At 66.0% G+C, this 12,377-nt stretch carries 7 protein-coding genes and 1 pseudogene; 4 read left to right on the top strand and 4 right to left on the bottom strand.

What is annotated here, in order from left to right; translation table 11 throughout:
* Nucleotides 1-319: 319 nt before the first annotated feature.
* The 4 genes from OHB12_RS34450 to OHB12_RS34465 form a co-directional block, all read right to left on the bottom strand.
* On the bottom strand, nucleotides 320-1,081 hold the full coding sequence (locus tag OHB12_RS34450) for an SDR family NAD(P)-dependent oxidoreductase (RefSeq protein WP_327114434.1): 762 nt from the start codon (nucleotides 1,079-1,081) through the stop codon (nucleotides 320-322).
* A gap of 211 nt (nucleotides 1,082-1,292) precedes the next feature.
* Nucleotides 1,293-2,231: a VOC family protein gene (locus OHB12_RS34455; RefSeq protein ID WP_327114436.1), complete on the bottom strand. Its 939-nt coding sequence runs from the start codon at nucleotides 2,229-2,231 to the stop codon at nucleotides 1,293-1,295.
* Between the two features lie 22 nt (nucleotides 2,232-2,253).
* Nucleotides 2,254-3,384, bottom strand: coding sequence for an FAD-dependent monooxygenase (locus tag OHB12_RS34460; protein WP_327114438.1), 1,131 nt, complete (start codon nucleotides 3,382-3,384; stop codon nucleotides 2,254-2,256).
* Nucleotides 3,385-3,410: 26 nt separating this feature from the next.
* Nucleotides 3,411-4,403 carry a cyclase family protein gene (locus tag OHB12_RS34465; RefSeq protein ID WP_327114440.1) on the bottom strand — a complete coding sequence of 331 codons (993 nt, stop codon included), beginning with the start codon at nucleotides 4,401-4,403 and terminating at the stop codon, nucleotides 3,411-3,413.
* Between the two features lie 104 nt (nucleotides 4,404-4,507).
* Between OHB12_RS34465 and OHB12_RS34470 the strand changes: the two genes are divergently transcribed.
* From OHB12_RS34470 to OHB12_RS34485, 4 genes and pseudogenes are all read left to right on the top strand, one after another.
* Nucleotides 4,508-5,419, top strand: a complete 912-nt coding sequence (locus OHB12_RS34470) for a LysR family transcriptional regulator (protein ID WP_327114442.1) — start codon at nucleotides 4,508-4,510, stop codon at nucleotides 5,417-5,419.
* Between the two features lie 158 nt (nucleotides 5,420-5,577).
* Nucleotides 5,578-6,552 (top strand): fumarylacetoacetate hydrolase family protein, encoded by a 975-nt coding sequence (locus OHB12_RS34475; RefSeq protein WP_327114444.1) that lies wholly within the window; start codon nucleotides 5,578-5,580, stop codon nucleotides 6,550-6,552.
* 316 nt (nucleotides 6,553-6,868) lie between these two features.
* Nucleotides 6,869-8,250 (top strand): annotated as a pseudogene (locus tag OHB12_RS34480) (IS1380 family transposase).
* Nucleotides 8,251-8,545: 295 nt separating this feature from the next.
* A complete protein-coding gene (locus tag OHB12_RS34485; protein WP_327114446.1) occupies nucleotides 8,546-11,818 on the top strand; it encodes a protein kinase domain-containing protein in 3,273 nt (1,090 codons plus the stop codon).
* The last annotated feature ends 559 nt before the right edge of the window (nucleotides 11,819-12,377 follow it).

Consider the following 12,377-nt stretch of genomic DNA (forward strand, 5'->3'; position numbering starts at 1 on the left):
GCGTGCGCCAGGAGGTTCGTCCGACCAGCCGCCGTCGGCCACCACGTTGACTCGGTGACGTAAGAGTCCTCGCCACTCGCCAGGAATAGGGTGCAGCTGGCGAGTTTGTCTGGAGTGCTGCCCCGGCCGGGCTGGATATGCACAGCGATGGAGCACATCGGGTGGTCAGAGTGGGCAATTCGTTCTCGATGGCCGGGACGCGGATCATGCTGGGGATGATCCAGTTGGTGCCTTCGGCGTCGATCAGCAGTGCCTGCCTGTGTGCCTGCCTGCCCGTGGTGTCGGCGATGAGCGCGGTCTTTCTGGCGAGTCGGTCGGGTCATCGGTGCTCCCACAGTGCGTCGCTGATGGACTTGACGCCGCCGTGTGCGGTCATCCCGCCGTCGACGGGTATCTCGGCACCGGAGATGAACGAGGCGTCGTCGCTGATCAGGAACACCACCAGCCGGGCCACCTCGGCGACGGTGCCGGTGCGGCCGAGCGGTGTCTCGGCGATGTTCGCCGCGCGGAAAGCCGGTTCCGCCGATGCGGTCATCGGGGTATCGATGTAGCCGGGATGTACGGTGTTGACCCGGATTCCGCGGGGACCGAGTTCCAGGCAGGCGGTTTTCGCCAACCCGCGCAGTGCCCATTTGCTGGTGGTGTACGCCACCGGGAAGTGCCCGGTCAGTGCGGCGGCCGAACCGATGACGACGATCGAGCCGCCGACGGGCAGCAGTGGAGTGACGGCTTGGATCGCCAGCAGCGTGCCGTGGACGTTGACCTCATGGACCCGAGTCAGGTCGGCCGGGTCGAGTTCGGTCAGCCGGGCACGCCAGGTGATGCCCGCGTTGGCGACCAGACCGTCGACCCGACCGTACCGCTGCCCGAGATCGGCGGTCAGCGTCGACCAGCCGCGGGCATCGGTGACATCGAGACGCCGGTAGTCGATACCCGGCAAGTCTTCGGCAGGTTCCTCGGTGCGATCGATGGCCACGACCCGGGCGCCCTCGTCATGCAGCAAACGTGCCGCTGCCGCGCCTTGGCCACGGCCGGCGCCGGTGACGACCACGACCTTCCCGTCCACGCGTCCCTCGTTCATCGGTGGCGCCCTGTTGTGTCGGCAGCCGGAGCATCTGCACCCGCCGAGCGACCTGGCGCGGCCACTGGACGGCAGGTACCAGGCGGGTGGCAAATGCCGGCGTACCGCGGGCGGGGACGCGGCGACGAGGCCAGGGACCGGGGATCGCCGGTGCCGGTGTTCATCGTTGAATCTCCTTGGATGCGAATACTTCTCGATGAAGACCGCCGTACTACACCGGCGGGGCGACGAACAACCCCTTGTCGGGGTCGTTGAACGAGCGCTGCGCGACGAATTCGTTCATTGCGTTGGCGGTGCCCCACTGGTCGGAGACTTCCGGCTGGGAGAAGTCGTACAGGTGGGGATGCCAGGTGTCCTCGTCGATGAGCTCGAGTTCGGTGGTGTATTCGACGGTGTTGCCGTGTGGGTCGAGGAAGTAGCTGAAGGTGTTGTTGCCGGCCAGGTGTCGGCCAGGTCCCCAGATCTTCTCGACGCCGGCGCGCAGCAGTCTGCCGGTGCCGCGCATGTATTCGTCGAGCCCGCGCATCTCGAATGAGGCGTGGTGCAGCGATGGGTGGGGGCCGCGGGCGATGGCCAGGCTGTGATGCCAGGCGTTGATCCGCATGAACCACATCATTTCGCCCATGCGCGGATGCATGAGCACGTCGGACAGGCGGAAGCCGAGGTGGCGTTCGTAGAAGGCACGGGTCGCCTCGGGCTTCGGCGAGTTGACGACCACATGCGACAGCCGCACCGGAATCGATTCACCCGCTTCGATTTCCCGATGTTTCCGGATCGCGACGTCGGCGCTGATCTCGATGGTGCGGCCCTCGTTGTCGAAGAAGCGGAAGCCGTATCCGCCGCCAGGACTCTGCAGAGTGCCGGGCTCGCTGACGAGTTGGACGCCGTCGATCGCCAGACGGGCGGCGAGGGCGTCGACGTCGGCAGCCGTCGCGGCGCCGAAGGCGATCAGATCGATGCGTTTGTCGACCGCCTGCCGCAGCCGCACCACGTACTGCTCGGGCGAGCCCTCCGCGGCGAGGAAAGCGATGCCGGTGTCGGAGTGCTCGGCGGTAAGTCCCCAAGCCTCGGTGAAGAAGCTCCGCTGGCGAGCGAGGTCCGGGACGGCGAGATCAACGTGGCGGAGGTGGGTGATGAGGTGATCGGTCATGGTGAGAGTCCCTTCGGGTGGATCAGGTCGGCTGGGCGACCAGTGCGGTGACACCGGCGATGAGGCCGGGCACATCGCCCCGCTCGTGGTCGAGCAGCCATTGGCCGAGCTGGTTGGAGGCGTCGACGACGGCCTTCGCCCGAACGAAGCGGCGAGCGGTGTAGGTGCTCCACAGCCGGTCGTCGACGGCCTCGGCCGCGAGCAGCAGTTCGGCGAGCACCGCCGCGTCCTCGAATGCCTGCGCGCCGCCCTGGGCCAGCGTCGGAGGACAACAGTGGGCGGCATCGCCGATGAGCACGACACGTCCGCGATGCCATGGCGGCGGTAGCACGTGCGTCTCGAACCGGGTGTAGTGCACACGGCTGGGATCATCGAGCGTGCGCAAAATGTCGTCCCACGGTCCGTGGTAGGCGGCGGCGAGCTCGCGCATCCTCGCCAGCTGCTGCGCGGGGCTGAGTTCGGCACGGTCCCGGGCCTTCTCGACAATGAATGCGTAGAGCGAATTTTCCCCGGTGGGCGTGTATCCGGCGATGTAGGACGGCCCACCATAGAACAGGTCAGTGCGGGTCACCGAGTCCGGGCGCGGTCCGAATGCACGCCAGATCGCCATGCCGGTGTCGCGGGTTGGGAGGTCGATCCCGAGCATCCGCCGGGTGGCCGATCGGATGCCGTCGGCGCCGACGACGAGGTCGAATCGGAGTGTCGAGCGGTCGGAGAAGACGACGTCGACTCCGGCGTCTCGGTGCTCGAATGCTGTTGCAGTGATACCGAATCGGGTCGTGACACCCAGCTCGGCCGCTCGCTCGTGCAGGATCCTGGCCAACACCGGTCGGGGCATCCCCAGGGTAGCGGGCAGGTCCGGGCCGCCGGTGCGGATGTCGGGCATCTCGACCAGCAACATCCCCGCGGCGTCGGGCGCCCGCAGCCCGAGGCTGTCGAAGCCGTACCCTTCCGGGCGAACCCGATCCCACACGCCGAGCTTCCGAAGCTCGCGTAAAGCGTTGCCCTGCAGAGTGATTCCGGATCCAATGGCGGCGATGCCAGGATTGGCCTCGATCAGTTCGACCGCGACACCGCCGTCGGCGAGCGCGATCGCGGCCGCCGTCCCGGCGAGGCCGCCGCCGACGACCAGGACGTTGTGTACGGCAGTCACTGGGACTCCTTTGTCCGAGAAGGGATTTACTTGACAGCAATGGGCGCGACCGGCGCGCCGACGGCACCGGTTACCGGCAGCGGAGCGGCAGTCAGCCAGAACTCGTAGACGCCGTCGGCAGCACAGTCGGCGGCCAATGCCTCGAGGTCCCACATCTCGCCGAGGAAAAGCCCGATGTGCGGGATGACCACCTGGTGCAGCGGCTGGAAAGCATGCTCGAATTCATTCGGCCGCACCTCGAACCCCCAGGTGTCGGTGGCGATTCCGGCGATCTCGGTGCCGTGCAGCCAGTCCGCGGTGGTGAACGACAAGCCGGGGGAGGCGCCGCCCGCGTAGTCTCCCCACCCTTCCCGGCGCGCCCGGGCCAGCCGACCGGTACGCACCAGCACCAGATCTCCGCGACCCACCTGCGCGGCGGAGCCTTGAACGGAGATGGTGGCTTCCAGGTGCTCGGTGGTGATGGCAAATCCGTCCGGCAGTTCGCCGTTCTCGCCGATCGCCCGGCCGAGGTCGAGCAGCACACCGCGCCCCGCGATCAGCCCGGCCGTGGTCTCGATACCGGTGACCTGGTCGCCTTCGCTGGTGACCACGTCCCCGGCGCGGCGGCCGTTGTATGCCAGCCCGTGGTCGAAGATGTGCCCGAGCCCGTCCCACTGCGTAGACGCCTGCAGCGGCATGAAGATCACATCGTCGGCGCCACCGATGCCGTGCGGGAAGCCCTGGGCGCCGCGCTCGGCGTCCAGGCCGGTATCGAGCATCGTGTGCACCGGATTGGTGCGCCGCCGCCAGCCTTTCTGCGGACCGTCGGCGTCGAACCGCTGGGCCAGCGAGAAGCTGGCTCCGCGGCGGACGAGGGCGGCGCCTTCGCGGCGCTTGTTCTCATCCAAAAAGTTCAGGGTGCCGAGCACGTCGTCGGCACCCCATCTACCCCAATTCGAGCAACGCTCTGCGGCCGCGGCGATAGCGCCTTCGGGATCGGATCGGTCCAACGACAACGGAGACGAGGATCGGTGGGTCACGTCAGCTCCTCCTTGAGACGTAGACCACTCTCGACCAGTCCGCCGCCATCAGGGAAGACGAAATTGATGATGCCCGATATAAATGCCTTGGATATGCTGGACCGGTGAATCTCGCGCGGCTGGACCTGAACCTGCTGGTGACCTTGGATGCGTTGTTGCAGCAACGCAGCGTCACCCGGGCAGCAGACCAGGTCGGGCTGAGTCAGCCCGCAGTCTCAGCCCAGCTGGCACGATTGCGCAGGCACTTCCACGACGAACTGCTCACCCGGGTCGGCAACCAATATCGGCTCACGCCGCTCGCGGCACAGCTCGCGGAGCGCGTTCGGGTTGCCCTGTCCGGGGTCGAACGGGTCTTCGCAGCTGATCCCGTCTTCGACCCGGCCGCAGCGACCCGAGAGTTTTCGATGGTCGTCAGCGATTACAGCATCGTCGTCCTCGGCGCACAGATCGCGGCGCTGCTTGCCGCGGAGGCGCCCGGCTGCCGGCTGCGGCTGACCGCCAACACGCCGCGGCAGATCGACATGGTCGACCAAGTGTTGGTCAACACCGATCTGCTGCTGATGCCACACGGATTCCTGGAGGGGTTGTCGTATCGCGACGTCTACTCCGACGAGTGGGTCTGTCTCGTGTCCGCCGACAACGACGACGTGGGCGCGGAACTGACGGTTGGGCAACTGCAGACCATGCCCTGGGTGCTCACCTATCACGGGACGACCGCCTCGACACCGGCGGCGCGGCAGATGCGCATGCTCGGCATCGAGCCGCACGTGCAGGTCGTCACCGAAACCTTCCTGACGGTGCCGGTTCTCATCGCCGGGACAAAGCGGGTTGCACTGTTTCAACGGCTGCTCGCCGAAACGATTCCGCAGGACTTAGGGGTGCGTTCGCTGCCGTGCCCGTTTGCGGCCGGTCCGCTGCTGGAGGCGATGTGGTGGCATCCGATCCACGACGACGATCCCGAACACCGCTACCTGCGTGATGTCGTCGACCGCGCGGCAGCCGGGCTCAGGACATAAATCATGTGGATTCCGCAGATACGAAGTATTGATTTCCTAGATCGTGATGCCGCCGTCACAGTGAGTTCCGCGTGCGCCGACGAGATGTCTCTCCGGCGACTGCGCTAGGCCGATCGTTACTCGACGGCATGGTGACGGACCCGACAAAGGAGCTCGACATGAGATTCGCCCGGCACCGGACTGCGAACGGTCCGCAGTTGGCCGTCCTCGACGATGCTCAGGTGTTGGTCGACCTACCGACCGACCGACACTTACCGCACCTGCTCGCCGAGGCTGGTCTGTTGACCGATCTGGCTGAAAAGGCCCTGCACACAAGGACTTCGGTGACGGCGCTGACCGCCGCCCAGTTGCTGGCACCGCTGGCACCGCCGACGATCCGGGACTTCTCCACCTTCCCTGAGCACACTGCGGGCATTGTGAAGACGACCGATCCGGCGGCCGGAATCCCGCCGGAGTTCTGGGAGATTCCGACCTTCTACTTCTCCAATCCCTATGCCGTGGTGGGGCCGTACGACCAGGTGCCGATCCCGCCGAACTGCTCGCGATTCGATTACGAGCTCGAAGTAGCCGCAGTGGTCGGCCGCGCTGGACGGGATTTGTCCGTCGAGGAGGCCCGAGACCACATTGCCGGGTTCGTGATCCTCAACGACTTCTCCGCTCGCGACGTGCAGTTCCACGAGATGCGGTTGCGGCTGGGCCCGGCCAAGGGCAAGGACACCGCGACCGCGCTTGGCAGCTTGTTCGTCACCGCCGACGAACTACTCGACCGCCAGTCCGGCCCGTCTTACAACCTGCGCATGCAGGTTTTCGTCAATGGCGAACTACTCGGCGAGGATTCCCTGGACAACATGGCATGGAGCTTCCCGGCGCTGGCGGCCTACGCCTCGCGCGGCACCTGGATCCGACCGGGTGATCTGCTCGGTTCGGGCACCTGCCAGGGCGGCTGTCTCGCCGAACTGTGGGGCCGCCACGGAGCAGATTTCCACCCACCGCTACAGCCCGGCGACGAGGTGGTCACCACAGTCGAATTGTTGGGCGAGACCCGTAACCGCATCGTCGCAGGGCCGAAGCCGCACGACATCCAGCCGTGGCCGCGACACCGGATCCTCGATACCGACCACCAGAGTCGGTAGAGCCCGGCACGGACAGTCGACGACATCGCAGCAGCGTCCATTCAACGCAGCAGTCCTCGATGCTGCTCTGCCGAGGCGCGACTCGTGCCACATCTCCGGTGATGACGGCATCGATGCGTATCGCCATTGGGTGCCGACAGAAATGCTCCTCGCCGGGCGGGATTCAAGGTCTGCCTGCATCGCCAGGCCATTAACCCGGGGCTTTCATCGGAGGTGACTGAGTATCGCGTGTCGCGAAGAAGAAAGGGTGCTCTGAACTGGGAGAATTCTGATTGCTGAAGTCGGAATTCGCACAGATTCGAGGAGCACCCTTTCGGTGGGGAAGTCTACGTCGCTGTATCCGCGGCTGGCCGCGGACGGGTCGGGTTCGCATGTCGTGTCGCAGGCGGGAGCGGTATTGCTGCTGCGCACCGCCGAAATGGTTGGGTTGACCAGCGGTTTGTCGCAAGCGTTGGCGCCGTGGCGCAAGCCGGGGTCGGTGCACGATCCGGGCAAGGTTGTGCTGGATCTGGCGGTCGCGGTCGCACTCGGCGGTGATTGCCTGGCCGATATCGGCATGCTGCGTGCCGAGCCGGGCGTGTCCGGGCTGGTGGCATCGGATCCGACCGTGTCGCGCGCGATCGCCAGGCTGGCCGTCGAAGCGCCGAAGCATTGGCGGCCATCAGATCCGCGCGAGCGTCCGCCCGCGCCGCGGCGTGGGATCGTGCCGGTGACCGCGCTCCCGATCACGGGATCGACGCTGAGCATCCACTGATCATCGACCTGGACGCGACCCTGGCGATCGCCCACTCCGAGAAAGAACACGCTGCACCGACGTTCAAGAAGAGCTTCGGTCATCATCCGCTCGGTTCGTGGGCCGACTATGGCCCGTCCGGCACCGGTGAACCGCTGATCACGGATCTGCGACCAGGAAACGCCGGCAGCAACACCGCGGCCGACCACAAGCAAGTGCTGGCTGCGGCTCTGCAGCAGCTGCCATGGCAGCCCGGCTACCGAGTCGGCCGGAAAGTGCTGGTGCGCACCGACTCCGGCGGCGGCACCCACGAATTCCTCGACTACCTCACTGCCCGGCATCTGCAGTACTCGGTTGGCTTCTCGCTCACCGAAACCACCGCCGCCGCAGTCGATCTCATCCCCATAGATGCCTGGGCCGAGGCATACGACGCCGACGGCAAAGTCCGTGACGGCGCGTGGGTGGCCGAGCTGACCGGCCTGATCGATCTCACCGACTGGCCGCCCGGCATGCGGGTCATCGTGCGCAAAGAGCGCCCGCACCCCGGCGCGCAACTGCGGTCCACCGACCGCGACGGTCTGCGGTTGACCGCGTTCACCACCAACGCCCGCACCGGTCAGCTCCCGGACCTGGAGCTGCGCCACCGCCGCCGCGCCCGCTGTGAAGACCGCATCCGCACCGCGAAGGACACCGGGCTGACCAACCTGCCGCTGCAAGGCTTCGACCAGAATCGGATCTGGATCGAGATCGTCTGCCTGGCAACAGAACTCACCGCCTGGATGCAGATGCTCGCGCTTGCTGATCACGAAGCGCGCCGCTGGGAACCCAAACGGCTGCGCATGCGCCTGTTCTCCGCCGCGGCCCGCATCGCACGCCACGCCCGCAGAACCTACCTCCGATTCTCCGCCCACTGGCCTCACACCGACCTGATCCTCACCGCCCTGGCCCGCCTGCAACCAGGCTGACCAGCGTAAACCCACCCCGAAGACCGAAAGGGCAACCACTCCCGGGCCCCTGGAACCCGGCAGCCAACCCGCTGAACGGGCCACACCGTCACACCATTTTGCGGCCGGAACGGCCGCAAAACACCAACCCGAACCCGATCAGACCAGCATCTCAGCCGCACGAAATATCTGGGCTAGCCATGGGCTAGCGGGGATGCGCGGACGGCCGCCGTGCACGTTCTTCGGCGATACACTGAGCATTGTCGAGAGGTGAGCGTATATGGCCTGGTATTGGGGAATGGTTGGCGGTTAGCACGTGGCTGATACCGATCCGCTTCGGACCCAGCGTGATGTGATCACGCCGGTTACGACGGAGCTGGACGTGGCCGGGTTCGAGGACGCCGTGGAGATCGGGCGCGGGGGTTTCGGTGTCGTGTATCGCTGCACGCAGGTCGCGCTGGACCGGACGGTGGCGGTGAAGGTGTTGACCGCCGAGCTGGACGAGGAAAATCAGGCCCGGTTTCTTCGAGAGCAGCGGGCGATGGGCCGGCTGACCGGGCATCCGAACATCGTCACGGTGCTGCAGGCGGGTGCCACCGCGAGCGGCCAGCCCTATCTGGTGATGCCGTACCACCCGTTGGATTCCCTGGATGCCCGGATCCGGGAGCAGGGGCGCCTGCCGGCGGAGGCCGTGTTGTGGGTCGGGGTGAAGATCGCCGGTGCGCTGGAGAGCGCGCATCGCCGTGGCATCGTGCATCGGGATGTGAAGCCGGGAAACATTCTGCTCACCGATTACGGCGAGCCGGCGTTGACCGACTTCGGGATCGCGCGCATCACGGGCGGGTTCCAGACGGCCGCGGGCACCCTGACCGGATCCCCGGCGTTCACGGCACCGGAGGTACTCGAGGGCGAGGTTCCCACCGCGGCCGCGGATGTCTACGGGCTGGGTGCCACCCTGTTCTGCGCCCTGACCGGGCATGCCGCCTTCGAACGGCGCAGCGGGGAGAACGTGGTGACCCAGTTCTTGCGGATCACCACCCAACCGGTGCCGGACCTGCGCGACAGCGGCATCGCCGAAGTCGTGTCCGCGGTGGTGGCATCAGCGATGAGCCGCGACCCCCGCGAACGGCCGTCCGCGGCGGAGCTGGGGGAAGCGATCCGGCAGGTGCAACGCCGCCTCGGCTTCCAGGTCGATGAGATGGCGTTGCATGCCGAACCGGTCCCGGAGCACCCAGACCGGAAGCCACCCCCGCGAGGGTGGCGCCCGCCGTCGGCGCGGGTGGTCGTTCGCGGTGGCGGCGGCGCTCTGCCGTTGGAGTTGACCAGCTTTGTCGATCGCCGCACCGAGGTGTCGGAGGTGAAGAATCTGCTGGCCTCATCACGGTTGGTGACGTTGACCGGCATCGGAGGGGTCGGAAAGACCCGGCTCGGGTTGCGGGTCGCGGCGACGATGCGCGGCTTGGCTGAGCGGGTGTGGTTGGTCGAGTTGGCCGATGTGTCGGACCCGTCGCTGCTGGTCGATGTGGTGGCGGCCACCGTGGGTTTGCGCGACGAGTCAGCGCGACCGTTGCAGGAGGTTCTGGTCGAGTTCCTGTCCTCGCGGGAGTCGCTGCTGGTGTTGGACAACTGCGAGCAGGTGGTGGCGGCCGTAGCGAGGCTGGTCGAGACGTGGTTGCGGACCTGTCCTGATCTGCAGATCCTGGTCACCAGTCGCGAGCCGCTGGATATCGCTGGGGAGGCGGTGCTGCGGGTGTCGCCGCTTCCTGTGCCCGATTCCGACCGCGAGCCCTCCATGCGGGGGCTGCCCAAGTACGACGCGGTGACCTTGTTTGCCGACCGCGCCGCGGCGGTGCTGCCAGGCTTCGTACTGTCGCAGGACAACAAGGCCGCCGTGGCCCGCATCTGCGCCCGGCTGGATGGGTTGCCGCTGGCGATCGAGTTAGCGGCGGCGCGGATGCGGATGATGTCGCCCGAGCAGATTCTGGCGCGGCTCACCGATCGGTACGCGTTGCTGACCCGAAGCAGCCGCGACGCGCCGACGCGGCAGCAGACACTGCGGTGGTGTATCGACTGGAGCCACGATTTGTGCACCCCAGTCGAACAGCGGCTCTGGGCCCGGCTGTCGGTGTTCGCCGGCAGCTTCGAACTCGAAGCCGCCGAACAGATATGCGGTACCGACCTGTCACCGGACAGCCCGCTCGATGCGCTGGCCTCGCTGGTGGACAAGTCGATCCTGATCCGACAGGAATCCGATACAGCCGTGCGGTTCCGGCTACTCGAGACGGTCCGCGACTACGGCAGGCAGAAACTGCACGCGGCCGGCGAATACCCGCAGCTGCGGCGGCGTCACCGTGACTGGTATCAGCAACTCGTGCTGGACGCGGAGGCCGAGGGGATCAGCGACCGGCAGCCCTACTGGATCGCAAGGCTCGAGCGCGACCAGCCGAACCTGCGCGACGCGCTGGAATACTGCCTATCCGAGGACACCGAGGACGCGGCCGAAGCGGGACTGCGCACCGCAACAGCACTATTCGTGTACTGGACCTTCCGAGGCCTGTACGGCGAAGGACGACGCTGGATCGACCGCGTCCTCGCCCACCCTCGAGCACAATCGATACCCGCCCGCATCAAAGCGATTCATGCCGGCACCGTCATGGCGGCGGTCCAGAGCGATCTTCAGTCGGCGACCGCCCTGCTGGCGCAGGGGCGCGTGCTCGCCGAACAGGCTCCGACCCCAATGAGTAACGCGCTCGTCACCGCCGCCGATGGCACCCTGGCGATCTTCAGTGGTGAGTTCGCTCACGCGTCCGCCTCCCTCGACCGTGCCGTCGAGGTTTTCAAGTCGAATCAGGAAGGATGGCTGCATGTTAGTGCTTTGACCTTGCTCGGGGTGGCGCACGAACTAGGCGGTGATCCAGCCAAGGCGATCGAGTATCACCGGCAAGTACTTTCCATCACTGAAACGTGCGGCGAATCGTTCTTCCGGTCTCTCGTGCTGTGCTATATGGGGATTGCCGCATGGCGGCAAGGTGAGCGGCACCGCGCAATCGAGCTGCTGAAGAATGCGCTCCGAGTCAACAGACGGGTATATAGCCCAGTCGTCGCCGTGTTGAGTCTCGAGGCGCTGGCCTGGACCGTCGACACCGATAACACCGAACGCGCGGCCGTTCTGATGGGAACCGCTGCGGAGCTATGGCGCTCGACCGGTACTGCTGTGGGTGTCTTCCCGGACCGATTGCGTTGTCACGAAGAATGTGTCCGGATGGCGCGCTCCAGCCTCGGCGCACGCGGATTCGATACGGCCTTCCGGCGGGGGCAGGCGATGGCGGTGGACGCCGCGGTCGCCTACGCACTCGAAGAGCAACTCACCGACACAACGCACGCGCCGGGCCCGTCCGCGGCATTGACCAAGCGTGAGTCGCAGGTCGCCGACCTCATCGCCCAAGGCCTCACCAACAAGCAGATCGCCGCAAAACTCGTGATATCCCAACGCACCGCCCAAGGCCACGTAGAACACATCCTCACCAAACTCGGATTCACCTCCCGCACCCAGATCGTCGCCTGGATCGCGGAAAAGCCCGAACAATAGACTTGACGGAGGCCCGATTTTCGAATACTGGGCTGCGGTTTTGGAAGCACGGTGGCTGTGTCGGTCCATAAATGTGAAACTGCCTGTGGGACAACGCCGAATGGCAGTGGGCCGCGTTGCGCGAACGGAAAGACCGGTATCTCCGACTGAATCCCCGTTATCGGAGTGTCGGGAGACATCATCTCCGGACTCGCCGGGATGCTTCTATATTTGTCAAGCCGGACTGGGCTTTGGGTGAGCTGAAGTCAGGATCCGGAAGAGTTGCCTGGTGACGTGGTCGAGCGCTCCACCACACCATCGTCGGCGACATAGAAAACAGCGCGATCCAAACCGATCCCTTCGGTCGTGCGCCGACACGGCCCGTTCAAGACACTATCCGAGGTCGAGTACGCGCTGATGGAATGGTACGACTGGTACAACAACGCCCGTCTACGTATCCGCAGCTCAGAGGCTCACGGAACCAACGACACCCAACACTGCCAACTCTTGACAACCACACTCATCGCACGCTGGTTCGATGCGAGTACATGGAGTTACCCATGTGCTCACGAAATCACTT

It is taken from the genome of Nocardia sp. NBC_01730 (assembly GCF_035920445.1).
Classification (GTDB): domain Bacteria; phylum Actinomycetota; class Actinomycetes; order Mycobacteriales; family Mycobacteriaceae; genus Nocardia.